The sequence below is a fragment of the Actinomadura sp. SCN-SB genome (assembly GCF_043906805.1).
GTDB lineage: Bacteria > Actinomycetota > Actinomycetes > Streptosporangiales > Streptosporangiaceae > Spirillospora.
This window is the reverse complement of the sequence record NZ_JBIMPP010000048.1, coordinates 1-16,923: the sequence shown is the minus strand read 5'-3', so window position 1 is coordinate 16,923 and position 16,923 is coordinate 1. Positions and strand designations below refer to the sequence as shown.

Below are 16,923 nucleotides of genomic sequence, written 5' to 3'. Positions count from 1 at the left end.
ACTTTAGCATCAAATCTTTCGTCCAGGCGGAATACATGTCAGCGTTGGCCCATGACGCTTAGCGAGACTCCCAACCTCCGGGGGACCGATCGGCCGGTGATCGTGGTCGGTGGCGGTCCGGTCGGCATGACGGCGGCCGCGCGGCTGGCCGCCGCCGGCACCCCCGTGGTGCTGGTGGAGGCCAACGCGGTCCCGCTCACCGACTGGCGTGCCTCGACCTTCCACGCCGCCACCCTGGAACTGTTGGACGGCATCGAGATCACGTCCCGGATGCATGCCGAGGGCCTGGTCGTGCCGCTGTACCACTTCAGGGACAGACGGGACGGGCTGATCGCCGAGTTCGACTTCCGGCTGCTGTCCGACGAGACGCCCTACCCGTACCGGCTCCAGCTCAACCAGCAGCACCTGGTGCGGTTCCTCTACGAGCGGCTGCGCGAGGACGACGGCGTCGAGCTGCTCTTCGGCTCCCGGGTCGTCGACACCGCCACCACCGCGGACGGGGTGGCGGCCGTCGTCGAGACCCCGGACGGCACCCGCACCATCACCGGCACCCATCTGATCGGCGCCGACGGCCCGCGCAGCACGGTGCGGCGCACCCAGGGCATCGGCTTCCCCGGCTTCACCTATCCCGAGCGGTTCCTGATCGTCAGCACCACCGTGGAACTGCGCGACCTCATCCCGGACCTGGCCCACGTCAACTACATCGCCGACCCCGTGCAGTGGCTGTTCGTCCTGCGCACGCCCGAGTCGTGGCGCGTGGTGCTGCCGGTCTCGCCGGACGAGCCGATCGAGAAGGCCACCGCCCCCGAGCGGCTCCAGGAGACGCTGCAGGGCGTGGCGCCCAACCCGGACGGGTACCCGATCGTGGACCACCAGGCGTACAACGTGCACCAGCGGGTCGCCTCGACCTTCCGCAGCGGCAACATCGTGATCGCCGGGGACGCCGCGCACATCAACAGCCCCATCGGCGGCGTCGGCCTCAACAGCGGCATCCACGACGTGATGGACGCGACCGAGCGCATCCTGCGGATCCGCGCCGGCGACGCCGACCCCGACGCCGAGCTCGACGCCTACGACACGGTACGGCGGCGCATCGCGATCGAGTACGTCCAGGCCGACACCCAGCGCAACACCGAGCGGCTCAAGGAGACCGACGAGTCCGCGCGCCGCGCCACCCACGAGGAGATGCGGGCGACCGCGGCGGACCCCGAACGCGCACGCGCCTACATGCGGCGGGTGTCGCTGCTGGAGAGCGTGCGCCGGTTCGGCATCGGCCGTCCTCCCGAGGCGATCGAGGAACTCGAACCCGCTCGGCGGCAGAACCAAGAGTGGAACGAGACACACACGGAGTCGCGGAACGAGTCGCGTAACCAGGAGGCACGGACATGACGGTCGAACGTCAGGACGCTCCGGCGGCGGCGCTCGATGCCCTGTACGCCCGGCTGGACGAGGCGGCCCTGCGGCCCCTCTGGACGATCACCGAGCAGTTGCTCACGCCCGAGCCGCGTCCCAAGGCCGTCCCGTGGCTGTGGCCCGCGGAGACGATGCGGCCGCTCGCGGAGGAGGCGATCCGTCTCGTCCCGGTGGAGCGGGGCGGCGAGCGCCGCGTGCTGTCGCTGGCCAACCCCGGTCTCGGCGGACGTCCCTACGCGGTGGGGACGCTGTGGGGCGCGCTCCAGGCCCTCGGCCCGCGCGAGTCGGCGCCCGCCCACCGGCACTCGCCCGGCGCCATCCGCTTCGTCCTCGAAGGCGAGGGCGTGTGGACGACCGTGGACGGCGACGCCTGCGACATGGGCCCGGGGGACCTGATCCTCACCCCCGGCTGGGCCTGGCACGACCACACCAACGCCGGCGACGCCCCGATGTTCTGGTTCGACGGCCTCGACCTGCCGATGATCGAGGCCCTGGACGGCGTCTTCTTCGAGCCCTATCCCGACGACCGGCAGCCGGTGGACGGCCCGCACAACGCCTCCGAGCGCGGCGGCCCGGCCGGCCCGCGGTTCGCCGAGGGCCGGGTCACCGACGCGCTCGACCCGAGGCCGTCCCCGCTGCTGGCCTACCGGTGGGCCGACACCGACGCCGAGCTGACCCGCCTGGCCGCCGCGAGCGACGACGGCGTGGTCAGCCTGGAGTTCACCAACCCGGTGAACGGCGCCAGCGTCCTGCCCACGCTGAGCTGCGGCATGCACAGGGTCGTCCCGGGACGGGCCACCCTCCCGGTGCGGCGCACCGGCAACACCATCTACGTCGTGTATCAGGGCGAGGGCCACAGCGTGATGGGCGGCCGGCGCTTCGACTGGCGCGCCGGTGACATGTTCGTGGCGCCGTCGTGGGTGCCGGTCGAGCACCACGCCGACACCCAGGCCGACCTGTTCAGCCTCGGCGACGCCCCCGTCCTGCGCGCCCTGGGCGTCTACCGGGAGGAGACGCTGGCGGCCCCGCAGGACGTGACCTCCACGTTCCAACCGAAGAATGGGAAGAACCCGCGATGAAGCTGGCGCTGTTCGACGACCACCGGCTCGGCGTGGTCACCGATGAGGGCCTGGTGGACGTCACCGCCGCGCTGCCCTGGCCGCACGACCCCGACCCGCTGACCGCGGGCTGGTGGCGCGCGCTGTGCCGGGACCTCGGCGACCTGGCCGACGGCCTGGCGCGCGCCGCCGGGAAGGGGCCGGCGCTGCCCCTGGACTCGGTACGGCTGCGCGCCCCCGCCCTCAACCCGTCCAAGATCATCGCGGCGGCCAGCAACTACGCCGACCACGTGGCGGAGATGCACGGCGTGCAGGAGCGCACGCTGGGCAAGGTCGAGTCCTGGATGATGAACTTCGACGTCTTCCTCAAGGCCCCGTCGTCGATCAGCGGCCCCGCGGACGACATCGTGCTGCCGGAGGAGATCGTCGAGGCCGGCCAGGAGATCCACCACGAGTCCGAGCTGGTCGTGGTCATCGGCACCGGGGGCAGGGACATCCCGGAGGGGTCGGCGCTCGACCATGTCGCCGGCTACACCCTCGGCCTGGACATCACCGTGCGCAGCCCCGCCGACCGGTCCCGCCGCAAGAGCTACGACACCTTCAGCCCGCTGGGGCCGTGGCTGGTCACGGCGGACGAGGTGGGCGACCCGTCCGACCTGGACATCCGGCTGGAGTGCAACGGGCAGGTGCGGCAGTCCGTGCACACCTCCACCATGATCACCAAGGTGCCGGCCATCGTGTCCTACGCCTCGTCGGTGATGACGCTGCTGCCCGGCGACGTGCTGTTCACCGGCGCCCCGCCCGGGGTCGGGCCGATCTCCCGCGGTGACCGCCTCGACACCGAGATCGGGCGGATCGGAAGCATGTCGCTCCGCGTCACATAAAGCGGAGTGGATACGGTCTGTTTCACTGCACAATGCCGTGAATGGTGACAGCGCCGTAGAACGTGGCTTCCGCGGGGGGCAGCATGGTGGGACAGGGGCGTCTTCTGGCCGGCGACACCGCGGAGGCCGCCGCGGAGATCGAGCGCCTGCGCCGCGCCAACGACGCGCTGGTGGCCCGGGTGGCCGCGGCGGGCGAGCTGCCTCCGGGCGCCGAGGACGCCCGCCGCGCCCTGCTCGACCGGGCCGAGCTGGTCCGCCGCTGCGCCGACGAGCCGGTCACGATCGGCGTGCTCGGCGTGCACAGCACCGGCAAGACGCTGCTGCTCAACATGCTGCTCGGCCGTCCCGACCTGCTGCCCAGCGGGTACGCGCCGACGACCGGCAACGTCACCGTCCTGCACCTGCGGCCCTCGCATGAGGACACCGAGTCGCGCCTCACCGGCGCGCGGGTCGAGTTCCTGAACGAGACCGACCTCGCCGGATGCCTGGCGGCCCTGTTCGACGCGGTCCGCGACACGGCGCGCGGCTCCGGCAAGCTCGACGACCGCGCCCTCGCCGAACTGGACGGCCTGCTGCCCGAGGGCCCGGCCCGCTTCACCGCCGAGGGCTGGAACGGGCTGGTGCGCTGGTTCACCGAGCGCGGCTGGCCCACGGGGAGCACCGCGCTGCGGCTGCGGATCCTGGAGCTGCTCGCGTTCCGCACCGCCTGCCTGGCCGGGCGGGACGTGCTCGGCCGCGAGGAGCAGGTCGACTTCGCCACGCTCAGCGCGAGCGCCATCCGCCTCGACACCGACGTCCTGGAGACGGCGCGCGGCGAGATGCCGCCGCGTCCCGGCCCCGGCCTGCCGATCCGTCCCGGCGCCCGGCTGACCGAGGAGGCGCTGGCCGCGGGGTTCGCGTTCATCCGCCGGATCCATCTGGACGTGCTCGTCCCCACGGCGGTGTGGCCGCTGGAGGAGCTGGGCGCCGAGTCGGTGAGCCTGGTCGACTTCCCCGGCCTGGGCAGCCTGGCGTCCAAGGAACGGGACGCCTACCTGGCCGACCAGGAGATCGACCGGCTCACCTCGATCGTCATCATGCTGGACGCCGAGTCCCCGTACGACGAGGCGCCGCTGGGGCTCATCACCAGGTTCGAGCGCACCCGGTCGGCCAAGCTGGCGCCGTCCTGCCTGGTCGTCGCCAACCGGCTGGACCGCCTCCCCGGCGGCCTGCACGGCGCGGAGGCGTCACCCGGCCCGCTGCACACCGAGGCCGTGCTGGGCCACTCCGACGCGCTACGGACCCTGCTGGGCATCGCCGAGCAGGCGGTGACCCACGGCCACACCGACCGCATCACGCTCGCCTCCGCCCTCTACGCGCGGCTGCTGGCGGAGGGCGAGGCGTCGCCGGTCGAGGTCGGCAGCGCGGACGCGGCGCGGGCGTGCGCGGACGGCTGGCGCAGGCTGGCCCAGCGGCTCAACGCCGACGACCCGGGACGCCCGCTCGGCGCCCTGCTGGAGGCGGCCGCCGCGGACGGCGGGATCGGACGGCTGCGCGACACCATCGCCCGGCACGTGGGCGAGCACGGGATGCCGCTGCGGCTCGACCGGATGACCCGGCTCATCGACGACCGCGTCCGGGCGCAGCGCGACCTGGCCCGCGCGCTACGTCCCGTCGACGGCCGCCGCCCCGCCGGACGTCCCACCCCCGAGCAGCGGGAGCTGCGGCGGCTGCTCATCCAGGTGGCCAGGAACGCGCGCGGCCTGCTGCAGAACGTCCGTCCGCAGATGGACCAGGCCGAGGGCGACTCCGGGCTGCGCGCCGCCGTGGAGGAACGGGTCGTCGACGACGTGTTCCGCTGGCCCGAATGGCGGCGGCTGCTGGAGGCCGTGGAGCGCGGCGTCGTCCCGATCCGGCAGCTCGACCGCAGCGAGCTGCGCCCCAACGACACCGGCGAGCTGGAGAAGAGCTTCAACGCCGCGCTGGAGCGGCTGGAGTCGCAGATCGTCGACCTCGACCAGACCCTCCTCGACCGCTGGATCCGCGCCCGCGACGAGGAGGCCGAGGAGCCGCGGAGGCGGATCGCGTCCCTCCTGGAGGGGGCGGAGGGCGACAGGGACGCGGTGGCCTGGGCCGACCAGTTCCTCACGTTCGGCTGGGTGCGGCAGGAGGTCGAACGGGCGCGCAAGTCCGCCCCGGACGAACCGCCGCCCACGGACTCGCCTCCACCCGAGGAGAGCGCGCAGGTCCAGGACTTCCCCCTGCGCCGCGAGCACGGGCTGCCCTGGCATCCGGACTACCCCGTCCCGCACGGCTGGCCCGCCGACGAGCTGGAGAAGCGGCGCCACCAGATCCAGGTGATGGCGGTGCGCCGGGAGCTGGTCAACGCCCTGACCCGCAAGGTGATGCTTCAGGCCGAGCGGCGGCGCCGCGCCCTGGTCGACGACGTGCGCGCGGCGCTGGCCCGCAGGCTGGACGCGCTGCCGCAGGGCGACTACGGGCGGCTGGCCGCGCGGGCGCTCGGCCAGGAGCGCCGGTCGGACGACGCGGCGCTCGGCCTGCTCGCCGACGCCCTGCTCCAGGACACCGGACGGGGGGACCTCTGATGCCGCTGATCGTACGGATCTCGCCGCCCGCCGCCACGCGGGCGGGCTGGGGCGGCGGGCCCATCGAACTGGTCGAGCAGGGCGGCCGGTACCGGCTCCCCGACCTCGAGGTCACCCCGACCCACCCGCCGGTGTGGCTCACCACCATCACCGCCGACCTGGAACCCGCCCGCCCGTCCCAGGTGCTGCGGGAGGTCGTCCGCAACGCGTTCCGGGCCGCGCGGCTCACCACCGAGCCGCTGCACGGGCAGATCACCGTTCCCGGCCCGTCCATCCCCGCCATCGACATCGAGGGGGCGGGGCGGGTGCGGCTCGTCCTGGACGTCGTCTACCGGGGCCTGCCCACCGCGGGCTCGGGCGGACCCGGCATCGAGATGTCGCAGCGCGTGGCCTGCGACCTGATCTTCCGGCCGCGTGCGGGGACGCCGTACGTGCCGCCGCCGCAGGCCCAGACGCAGGCTCAGACGCAGGCTCAGGCACCGCCGCCACCGCCCCCGTCCCAGTACGGTCCGCCGCCGGTACGGGAGTTCGCCGCGCCCGAGCAGCCGGCGCCGCAGGCCCCGGAGGCCCCGGAGGAGAGGAAGGCCGTGACGGACGCCCACCACGGCTTCGCGGCCGTCGACCTCGGCACGACCAACTCCACGGTCACGCTGCTCGACAGCGAGCTGGTCCAGCGCGTGTCGATGTCGGTCAACCAGCAGGAGGAACTGCGCGACCAGGTGGTGGCGCTGCTGGAGTCGGTCCCCGATGAGCGGCACGACCCGTACGGGGACGCGGCCGAGGAATGGCGGGAACTGCTCGCCGAGATCGCCGAGTCTTTGATCCCGGACGTCACCGACCCGGTGCGCGAGCTGGTCGCGGCGTTGCGTTCGCGGCGGTCGAGCAGCGACGAGCTGATGCACGAGGTGCTGCGCAGGCTCGACCTCGACCTCCAGTACGCCGGCGACGCGCTGCGCCGCTGGCTGGCGGTGCGGCTGCACCGCTGCTACGATACCGCGTTCGCGGTCCCCGCCCTGGACACCCGGTCGCTGCACCAGATCGTCCTGGACCCGAACGAGGGCGACACCGTCCTGTCCAGCCGGGCCGAGGTGACCTCGGTGGACCCGCTGAAGGTGCGGCTGGGCCCCGCCACCGTGGACGTCGCCGAACCCGACGCGCCCGATGACGGCCCCCGCGTGTTCTACGGCCTCAAGGCGCGCTTCGACCGGCTCGACCAGGTCGAGAGGACGCTGGACGGCCGGGAGCTGACCGTCCGCGACCTGATCGGCGCCTCGTACGCGGACCTGATCGACCGCACCAACCGGCATCTCACCGACCGCCGCGAGCACCGCCGCCTGATGGACCGGCGCCCGGTCGGCCGGGTCGTCGTCACCTACCCCGCGATGGCCTCGCTGAAGGTGCGCGGCGAGCTGCGTCCCATCGTGCGCAGGGCGCTGGGCGTCACCACCGTCTACACCAGCTACGACGAGGCCGTGGGCGCCGCGTTCTTCTTCCTGATGAAGGACGTCGGGGCGCGCTCGGGCAACGGCATCGAGGCGCTGCGGGCCCGGTGCCGCCCGCTGCCCGGCCGTCCCGGGCACTGGCAGCGGAACGTGCTGGTCGTCGACATCGGGGGCGGCACCACCGACATCGCGCTCATCACGTTCGTGCTCAGCGACGAGACGCCGCCGCTGCCGGGAAGCGACCCGCGGTTCACCGGGCGCTTCTACCGGATCGTCCCGACGCTGCGGGGGTCCAGCGGCCACGCCAACCTCGGCGGCAACCTGATCACGCTGCGCGTGTTCCACTGGCTGAAGCTGCTGCTGGCGGACGCGCTGCTGGCGCACGACTCGCAGCGGCTCGCCGCCTCGCTGCCCGACTCCCTGCGCGACTCCGACGGCCGCTACCTGGCCGGCAGCCTGCCCATGCACGTCGCGGACGAGCTGCCGCTGCCCGGCGAGATCACCGAGCTGGTCGAGGACATCGTCCCCACGCACTGGAAGCGGGACCCGCGCCGCCGCCGCGCCTTCGAGCTGCTCTGGGACGAGGCCGAGAAGGCCAAGCGCGAGCTGGGCGCCGCGCGCGGCAACGGCTCCTACAGCGTCTCCAAGGCGGTGCTCGGCCGGATCCTGCGGGCCCTGCACGACTCCCGGGCCGTGATCCCCGAGCGGGGGGTGGACGAGCTGGTGCTGCGGAGCGCCCAGTTCGAGGACCTGGCCCGTCCCTCGGTGCGGCGCGTCGTCGAGCTGGCGAACGCGCTGGTCGAGGAGCGCCTGCGGGACCGCGACGAGCGGCTGGACGAGCTGATCCTCACCGGCAACGCCAGCGCGCTGCCGCTGGTGGAGGAGGAGTTCGCGGCGGGCTTCGGGGCGCGTCCCGGCGGGCACGAGACCTTCGCCTGGTCGGCGCACGACATCAAGGTGGAGCGGACGCTGCCCAAGAACGCCGCGTCCATCGGGGCCTGCTGGGCGGAGAGCCTGCGGCAGTTCGGGCACGACCAGCCCGCCAACGCCGCCGCCCGGCTGCGCGAGGACGACTCGGTCATCGACGTCGAGGTGGAGAACCTGTTCCGCGGGCTGCCCAGCTCGTTCGCGCTGGCCGGGCAGGACGGCCAGGAGCTGGTGGTGCTGTCGGCCGGGGACTCGCTGGACATCGTGGACGCCGACCACGGCACCCGCGTCCGCACCGACGCGACGGGACCGCTGCTGCGCAGCTTCCAGATCATGCGGAAGGTGGAGGGCTCGGCGTCGCTGCGCTGGGGGTCGTTCAGCTACGAGAGCCGCCCGGACGCCGAGGAGCTGTCCCCGTCGGTGTGGCCCGGCGAGATCCGCACGATGCTCGACATGAGCCACGAGCTGACCCCGACCCTGCACCTGTGGCGCGGGGAACGGCCGCACTACGTCCTGGCGGGCGAGACGTTCGGCAACATCCACGACGTGCTCGCCAACATGGGCCGCGCGGTGGGCGGGGACCCGGGGCCGCGCTTCCAGCTCGTGGTGGACACCCCGCCCGAGGACCCGGCCGGCGGAGCGGTCGTGTTCGGGGACCTGGCCATCGGCCCGGACGGCCGCATCTACCCCGCCGTCCTGCCCGACCGTTTCCGCGGGCGGGACGGCCGGGTGCGGGCCGGGCTGCTGTCCGCCCTTCCGCTGCGCCGTCCGCCTCGCAACGGGACGTGGACCTTCCATCTGCGCTTCAGCGACAGCGACGACGTCGTCCGCGTGGGGGAGGGCAAGCCGCCGCCCGAGGCGCCGTACGTGGCGTGCTGGGTGTCGGTCGACGAGGACGGCCTGCTGCGCCTGCACCCGGGTGGCCCGCCGTTCGTCCGGGCGGAAGGGCTACCGGACGTCGAACGGGACCCGGGCGCGGTGTTCAGCACCGAGCTCGCCGAGCCCGACCTGCAACTGGACGAGGCGCGCGACCCGTTCAGCGGTGAGCAATGAGCGGGGGAGAGGCCGAGCCGTTCCGGCGGCTCCTCGCCGTCGCGGACTCCGAGCTGGCGAGCACCCTGCACGATGGGCTCAGGCTGCTGTCCCGCGCCCTCGACCAGACGGCCCTGCTGCACCCAGGCGACCCCGGCGGCGAGGCGTTCACCGGCGTGCGGGCCGTCCTGGACGACCTGCTGGGCGAGCCGGAGCCGCCGCGACCGGCCGCTCCGCGCCACGATGAGGTCGGCACGCTCCTCGACGCCTTCTACGCCGACCGCGCCGTCCGGGAGCACGTGGGCGACGTCCGCCGCCAGGACGACCCGGCACGGCAGTGGATCGCCTTCAACTGCGCGCTGCTGCGGCTGCCGCGCAAGCTCGCCGAGATCTGGCGCGGGCGGGCCGCGCGGGCGGTCCCCGCCCCGGCCGCGTCCGACGCGGTGGCGCTGCCCGCGCTCGACTCCGAGGAAGACCTCGTCCTGCCATGGCCCGAACGTGGCGTGCGCGGCGTCCGGACGGTCCTGGGCACGGACGCGCCGCCGGAGGTCGCGCAAGCCCTGGGCGCGCTCCCCGCCGATGACGCGACCGGGTACGCCTTCGCCGCGCTCGCCTCGCAGGCGCTCACCGTCGCCGGGCTCGATCCCGAGGCGCTCTACTTCGAGAGCCTGACGCCCAGGCCCCGCCCGCTGGCCGAGGCGTCCGCCCTGGCCGACTACACGCGGGAACTGCTCACCCGCCTCACCGCCTATCCCGCCGCCGTCCGGGAGGGCCCCGACCGCGCCCTTGAGGCGGCCGTCGCGGTCGACGAGGCGGTGTGCTCGGTCGCCTACCTGCCGCCCGCCGCCGACCCGGCCTCCTGGTGGAGCGCGCTGGCCGCCCGCTCCCACGACCTGGTGTTCTCGCTGGCCGGGGGGCTGGGCGGACGGGCCAGGGTGCGGGAGCCGGCCCGCCGCTTCCGGGACGTGCGGGACCTGACCGAGGACGACGTCCCGGTGCTCAGCCGGACCCACCCGGGGCGGGTGATCTGGTGCCTGCGGCTGTACGCGGAGATCGACGGCACCGCCCGCCGCGGCCGTGTCATCTACGGCGTCGACCGCTGACGGACGGCCCGCCGGGCGCCCTCGCTCTCACGAGTGAGGACACCGGTGACGTCCAGGCCCGATACTGGACGAATGTCGTCTCTGACCGCCCGCGCGGAGCGCATCGCCGAGCGGGCCCGCTCCCTGCCGCCCATCGCGGTGGACGCGGTCCTCACGGCCGCGTGCATAGGCAACGCCGTGGCGCAGATGCTCGGGGAGGGGACGTTCACCTGGTACCTGGTGGGCGTGGCGCTGCTCGGCTGCCTCCCCCTGATGTGGCGGCGGCGGTACCCGTTCGAAGTGACCATGATCTGCGGGATCTGCACGGTGTGGCTCTCGCTCGCCCACGCGATCGGGGACCTGCCGGCGGCGCAACTGGTCGCCACCTACACCTTCGCCGCGCTGTGCCCGCCCCCCGAACGGCTGATCGCGGCGGGCGGCACGCTGGCCGGCATCACGACCTCGCTCGGCCCGAAGATCACCGATCTCCAGGAGATCGGGATCGACTTCGCCCTGACCATGGTCTGCTTCACCGTCGCCTACGCCCTCGGCACCGGCGCGCGGGCGCGGCGCGACCGGATCGCGATGCTGGAGGAGCGTGCCGCCCGGCTCTCCGAGGAGCGGGCCGCCGCCGCCACCCGCGAGCGCGAGCGCATCGCCCGGGAGATGCACGACATCCTCGCGCACTCCATCAGCATGATCGCGATCCAGGCGGAGGCCGGGCCGCTCGCCGTCCGCACCGACCCCGACAAGGCGGAGCGGATGTTCGACACCGTCTCGGAGACGGCGCGCGACGCCTTGGCCCAGCTCCGGCGGGCGCTGGGGGTGCTGCGGGCCGAGCCCGACGGCGCCCCCCGGCGTCCCGCGCCGGGGCTGACGGCGCTGGAGACGCTCGTCGAGGACGTCCGGCACGCCGGGCTGGAGGCCACCCTGGAGCGGGACGGCCCGCCGCGTCCCATCTCGTCCGACCTGGAGGTCACCGCGTACCGGATCGTCCAGGAGGCGCTGACCAACACCGTCAGGCACGCGAAGGCGCGCACCGTACGGGTCCGCCTGATCTGGCGGGACGACACGCTGGTCGTGGAGGTGAGCGACGACGGGCGCGGCCCGTCCGCGACCGTCGCCACGGCCAACGGGCGCAAGGGCGGGCACGGGCTGATCGGCATGCGCGAGCGCGTCACCGCGGCCGGCGGCGACCTGGTCACGGGACCCGGTCCGGACGGCACCGGCTACCACGTGCGGGCGAACCTGCCTCTTAACGGCAACGCCCCCTAAAATCGGACGCGTGCCATCCGCGCAGCCCATCCGTGTCCTCATCGCCGACGACCAGGCCCTGGTCCGTGACGGCTTCGGGATGATCCTCTCCGCGCAGCCCGACCTGGAGGTGGTCGGCGAGGCCGCCGACGGGGCCGAGGCGATCAGGCTGGCCCGCGAGCTGCGTCCCGACGTGGTGCTGATGGACGTGCGCATGCCCAACGTCGACGGCATCGAGGCGACCGCCGCCATCTGCCGTGACACCTCCGCGCGGGTGCTCGTGCTCACCACGTTCGACCTCGACGAGTACGTGTACGACGCGCTGCGCGCCGGGGCGAGCGGCTTCCTGCTGAAGGACATGCGGCGCGACGAGCTGGTCGACGCGGTCCGGGTCGTCGCCGCGGGCGAGGCGCTGCTGGCGCCGACCGTGACCCGCCGCCTCATCGCCGACGTGGTGAGCCGGGGAGGCCGTCCCGCCCCCTCGTCATCCGACCGCCCGGCCGCGCCTCGTCCCGACGGGCGACTGGACGCGCTCACCGCTCGCGAGACCGACACGCTCCGGCAGGTGGCCAGGGGACTGTCCAACGCCGAGATCGCCCGCGAGCTGTACGTCACCGAGCACACGGTGAAAACGCACGTCAGCAGCCTGCTGAGCAAGCTCGGCCTGCGCGACCGGGTGCAGGCGGTCGTGCTGGCGTACGAGTCCGGCCTCGTCCAGCCGGGTGAGAACGCACCCCCTCAGCACGCCTGAACCACTCTTGAGAGTGAGGCGTCCCGCTCCCCGGAGCGGGACGCCGTTCCGCTCCTGGCGGCGATCCGCCGAGCGCGCGGCCGTACGAACATCGGTGCAGCTCACAAAACTTGGAGGCTGTCATGATCCGCGCACTCACGGGGGTGTCCGCACGGCGGCCCTGGGCCGTCGTCGCGCTCTGGCTCGTGGTGGTCGGGGCCGGGTTCGGCATCGGCACCGGCGTGTTCGGCCGGCTGGTCCCGGACGTCGGGACGGTGCCCGGCAGCGAGTCGTACAAGGCGGCGCAGAGGCTGGAGGAGGCCGCGCCGCGTCCCGAGACCCTGAACGCCGTCATCACCGGGAAGCCCGCGAACGATCCGGAGCTGAGGCGGGAGGTGGCCGCCGCGGTCGCCGCCACGCGCACCGTGCCCGGCGTGACCGCGGTGTCCGAGCCGCTGCCCTCCACGGCGACGGGCAGGGCGCTGCTGGTCCAGGTCCAGCTCGCTCCGGGAGACGGCGAGGAGGCCGCGGCCGAGGCGGCGGCCGAACGTCTCCGCGCGATCGACGCCCAGGTCACCGTCGCGGGCGGGCCGCTGTCCGACGCCGAGTTCGACGAGCAGGCGGGCGAGGACGTCGCGCGGGCCGAGATGCTCAGCACGCCCGTCGTGCTGGTCCTCCTGCTGATCGTCTTCGGCGGGCTGCTGGCCGCCGGCCTGCCGTTGCTGGTCGCCGTCGTCGGCACCGGCGGGGCGTTCGGAATCCTGTTCGCGTTCAGCGCCGTCACCGACATCTCGGTCTACGCCGTCCAGATCGTCACCATGCTGGCGCTGGGCCTGGCCGTCGACTACGCGCTCCTCATGGTCAGCCGCTTCCGCGAGGAGCGGCGCACCGCCCCGGACGTGGCGACCGCCGTGGCGCGCACCAGCGCCACCGCCGGGCGCACCGTCGCGTTCTCCGGGCTGACCGTCATGGTCGCGCTGGCCGGGCTGGTGGTGTTCCCCGACCCGTTCCTGCGGTCCATGGGCCTGGCGGGCGCCGGGGTCGTCGCCGTGGACATGCTGGTCGCGCTCACCCTGCTGCCCGCGCTCCTCGCCCGCTTCGGCCACCGGATCCGCCCGCGCCGCCGCGAGGGCCGTGGCCAGGTGTTCGCCCGCGTCGCCCGCGGCGTCCAGCGCCGCCCGGTCGCCGTCCTGGTCGCGACCGCCGCCGTCATGGTCACCCTGGCGGTGCCGGTGTTCGGGATGCGCATCGCCATGGGCGACCCGCGCATGCTGCCGAACTCCACCGACACCCGCCAGATGTGGAACGGCCTCAACGAGCACTTCCCCGACCAGGTCCAGTGGGCCGGTGACATCCAGGTCGTCACCGCGATCCCCGCGAACGACCCCCGTATCGCGCAACTGCGCCAGACCGTGTCCGCCATGCCGGGCGTCACCGACGTCCAGGCCGGACAGATGGCCCCCGGCCTGACCGTCCTGACCGCCACCCCGACCGGCCAGGCCGAGGGCGCCGACGCCCGCAACGCCGTGGCCGCCATCCGTGACCTGCCGCTCGACGTGCAGGTCACGGGCGACACCGCCCGCCTCATGGACTACCGCGCGATGCTGGCCGACCGCCTCCCCTGGGCGGTCGCCCTGGTCGCCGTCGGCACCCTCCTCCTGCTGTTCGCCTTCACCGGGTCGGTCGTCCTGCCCGTCAAGGCCGTCCTGACCAACCTCCTCAGCATCGGCGCCGCCCTGGGCGCCGTGGTCTGGGTCTTCCAGGACGGCAACCTGGCCGGCCTGATGGGCACCGAGGGCGTGGGCTACATCAACCTGACCGTCCCGGTCCTGGTCGGCGCCATCGCGTTCGGCCTCTCGGTCGACTACGAGGTGTTCCTGCTGTCCCGCATCCGCGAACGCGCGCTGGCCGGCGACGACCCGCAGGCCGCGGTCGCCGCGGGCATCCAGAGCACCGGCGGCATCGTCACCGCCGCGGCCCTCCTGATCGGCGTGGTCTTCGCCGGCTTCGCCGCCGGCGGCTTCGCCCCCATCAAGGCCATCGGCCTGGGCCTGGTCCTGGCCATCGCCCTGGACGCCACCCTGGTCCGCATGCTGCTCGTCCCGGCCACCATGACCCTCCTGGGCCGCCGCAACTGGTGGCTCCCCGCCTTCCTCCGCCCCGTCCACGACCGCCTGGCCATCTCCGAAGAACCCCCACCCGAACCCACCCCCTCGACCACCAAGGAGCCCGTCTCGGCCACCCGCTGACCGACCACGAACCGGAACGCCCTCACGCCCACGGCGGAGGGCGTTCCGCCGTTCACCCGAACTCAGGTTCATCCTGGGAGCGATCGCGGATCGCATTGCCTACAGGGGCGGGACGAGCCCGCGGCGGCCCTCCATGGGCGATTTAGCTTAGGCTACCCTTATTGGGTGCTGACGTCCGTGCGGGAAGCGTCCGCAGGTGAGGGGGTGCCTGCGGCAGGAGGTGTTCGCGCCGGGCGGTGGGGCGGGCTGGCGCTGCTCCTGGGGTTGCTGGCGCTGGCCGTGGCGGCGAGTTTCGCGGTGGGAGCGCAGCGGGTACCGCTGGGTGACGTGGTCGGGGCGCTGGTCGCGCCGGACGGGTCCGAGCATGCGCTGATCGTGCGGGAACTGCGGCTGCCGCGGACGCTGCTCGGGGTCGCGGTGGGCGCGGCGCTGGGCCTGGCCGGCGCGTTGATGCAGGCGCTGACGCGGAACCCGCTCGCCGAGCCCGGGTTGCTGGGGGTCAACGGCGGGGCGGCGCTCGCGGTCGTGATCGTCATGAGCGCGTTCCGGACGGACCAGGTGCTCGTGTACGTGTGGGCCGCGTTCGCCGGGGCCGCCGGGTCGATGGCGCTCGTGTACCTGATCGGCGCGCAGGGGCGGGGCGGGGCGTCGCCGGGGCGGCTGGTGTTGGCGGGGGCCGCGATGAACGCCGTGTTCACGGCGTTGACGGCCGGGTTGATGCTGCTGAACCCCCGGACGTTCAACAGCTTCCGGTTCTGGCAGGTCGGGTCGCTGCCGGGGCGGCCCTTGGAGGTCTTCTTCGAGGTGCTGCCGTTCCTGGCTGTGGGGACGGTCCTCGGGCTGGCGCTGGCACGTTCCCTCAACGCGCTGGGGCTGGGGGAGGAGGCCGCGCAGGCTCTGGGTGTGCGTCCCGGGCGTACGCGGGCGCTCGGGGCGGTGGCGATCGTGGTGCTGTGCGGTTCGGCGACGGCGGCGGTCGGACCGATCGCGTTCCTCGGGCTGGCGGTGCCGTTCATGGTGCGTGCGTGGGTGGGGCCCGACCAGCGCTGGGTGCTGCCGTACTCGCTGCTGCTCGCGCCGGTGCTGATGCTGTTCGCGGACGTGCTCGGCCGCGTCGTGACCCCGGGTGAGCTTGAGACCGGGCTGGTGACCGCGTTCCTCGGGGCGCCGATCTTCATGCTGATGGTGCGGCGTGGGGAGATGCGGAAGCTATGAGGGTTCTGCGCGGCGGGGCCGTCTCGGTGCGGTGGGAGCCGCGGATCGTCCTGGTCGGTGCCGCGTTGCTCGTCGTGGCGTGCGGCGCCGCCGTTCTCGTGGTCGGGACGGGTGACTTCCCCATCTCGTCGGCCGAGGTCGTCCAGGCCATGGTGGGGCAGGGGGACCAGGCCACCGAGTTCATCGTCACGACGTTGCGGTTGCCGCGGGCCCTGGTCGGGTTACTGGCGGGCCTGGCGCTGGGGATGAGCGGAGCGATCTTCCAGAGCATCTCGCGCAACCCGCTGGGGAGCCCGGACCTCATCGGGTTCACGACGGGGTCGGCGACCGGCGCGCTGGTGCAGATCCTCATCTTCGGCGGCGGGGCCGTGGCGATCGCCACGAGCTCGGTGCTGGGCGCGGTGGCGACGGCGCTCGCGGTGTACGCGATGTCGTACAAGGGCGGCGGCGTCCACGGCATGCGGCTGGTGCTGATCGGAGTCGGCGCGGCGGCGATGCTGGAGGCGTTCAACGCCTACCTCATCACGCGGGCGGAGCTGCGGGACGCGTACGAGGCGGCGTTCTGGCTGTCGGGAAGCCTCAACGGGCGGGGCTGGGAGCAGGCCAGGCCGCTCGCGCTGGCCATGGTGGTGCTGGTCCCGCTGGCGCTGGCGTTCTCGCGCCAGCTGAGCATGGGGGAGCTGGGGGACGAGGCCGCGCGGGCGCTCGGCGTGCCGGTGCAGCGGTCGCGGGCGATGCTCGTCGTCGCGGGCGTGGGGCTGTGCGCGGCGGCGACGGCGGCGGTGGGTCCCGTCCTGTTCGTCGCGCTGGCCGCGCCGCAACTGGTGCGCAGGCTGACCCGGCGTACGGGCCCGCATGTGCTGTCGGCCGGGCTCATGGGCGCGGCCCTTCTGGTGTGCGGCGATCTGATCTCGCTGCGGCTGCCCGTGGCGATGCCGGTCGGCGTGGTGACCGGCGTGCTGGGCGGCCTGTACCTGGTCTGGTTGCTGGCGAGCAAGGGACGGAGGGTCGTCGCGTGAGCGAGGAGACGTGCCGGAGGCGAGTGGGGAGCG

General features: G+C 73.7%; 11 protein-coding genes. All 11 read left to right on the top strand.

Annotation, left to right across the window (positions count from 1 at the left end; all coding sequences use genetic code 11):
* Window positions 1-51: 51 nt before the first annotated feature.
* On the top strand, window positions 52-1,389 hold the full coding sequence (locus ACGWYJ_RS26545; protein WP_395109041.1) for an FAD-dependent oxidoreductase: 1,338 nt from the start codon (window positions 52-54) through the stop codon (window positions 1,387-1,389).
* Window positions 1,386-2,492 carry a cupin domain-containing protein gene (locus tag ACGWYJ_RS26540; RefSeq protein ID WP_395109040.1) on the top strand — a complete coding sequence of 369 codons (1,107 nt, stop codon included), beginning with the start codon at window positions 1,386-1,388 and terminating at the stop codon, window positions 2,490-2,492. Before ACGWYJ_RS26545 ends, ACGWYJ_RS26540 begins: the two co-directional genes overlap by 4 nt.
* Entirely contained in the window at window positions 2,489-3,355 is an 867-nt protein-coding gene (locus ACGWYJ_RS26535; protein WP_395109039.1) for a fumarylacetoacetate hydrolase family protein, read from the top strand. Before ACGWYJ_RS26540 ends, ACGWYJ_RS26535 begins: the two co-directional genes overlap by 4 nt.
* An 83-nt stretch (window positions 3,356-3,438) precedes the next feature.
* Complete coding sequence (locus tag ACGWYJ_RS26530; RefSeq protein WP_395109038.1) at window positions 3,439-5,940, top strand: dynamin family protein; 2,502 nt, start codon at window positions 3,439-3,441, stop codon at window positions 5,938-5,940.
* The gene (locus tag ACGWYJ_RS26525) at window positions 5,940-9,362 is read left to right on the top strand and encodes a hypothetical protein (protein WP_395109037.1); all 3,423 of its coding nucleotides are present in this window, start codon (window positions 5,940-5,942) and stop codon (window positions 9,360-9,362) included. The genes ACGWYJ_RS26530 and ACGWYJ_RS26525 overlap by 1 nt, the downstream gene beginning before the upstream one ends.
* Window positions 9,359-10,444 (top strand): hypothetical protein, encoded by a 1,086-nt coding sequence (locus ACGWYJ_RS26520; protein WP_395109036.1) that lies wholly within the window; start codon window positions 9,359-9,361, stop codon window positions 10,442-10,444. Before ACGWYJ_RS26525 ends, ACGWYJ_RS26520 begins: the two co-directional genes overlap by 4 nt.
* A gap of 72 nt (window positions 10,445-10,516) precedes the next feature.
* The gene (locus tag ACGWYJ_RS26515) at window positions 10,517-11,698 is read left to right on the top strand and encodes a sensor histidine kinase (protein WP_395109035.1); all 1,182 of its coding nucleotides are present in this window, start codon (window positions 10,517-10,519) and stop codon (window positions 11,696-11,698) included.
* Between the two features lie 10 nt (window positions 11,699-11,708).
* Window positions 11,709-12,428: a response regulator gene (locus tag ACGWYJ_RS26510; RefSeq protein ID WP_395109034.1), complete on the top strand. Its 720-nt coding sequence runs from the start codon at window positions 11,709-11,711 to the stop codon at window positions 12,426-12,428.
* Between the two features lie 122 nt (window positions 12,429-12,550).
* Entirely contained in the window at window positions 12,551-14,656 is a 2,106-nt protein-coding gene (locus ACGWYJ_RS26505) for an MMPL family transporter (RefSeq protein WP_395109033.1), read from the top strand.
* Between the two features lie 204 nt (window positions 14,657-14,860).
* Window positions 14,861-15,871, top strand: a complete 1,011-nt coding sequence (locus ACGWYJ_RS26500) for a FecCD family ABC transporter permease (RefSeq protein ID WP_395109032.1) — start codon at window positions 14,861-14,863, stop codon at window positions 15,869-15,871.
* Window positions 15,868-16,890: a FecCD family ABC transporter permease gene (locus ACGWYJ_RS26495; protein WP_395109031.1), complete on the top strand. Its 1,023-nt coding sequence runs from the start codon at window positions 15,868-15,870 to the stop codon at window positions 16,888-16,890. The genes ACGWYJ_RS26500 and ACGWYJ_RS26495 overlap by 4 nt, the downstream gene beginning before the upstream one ends.
* Window positions 16,891-16,923: the final 33 nt, after the last annotated feature.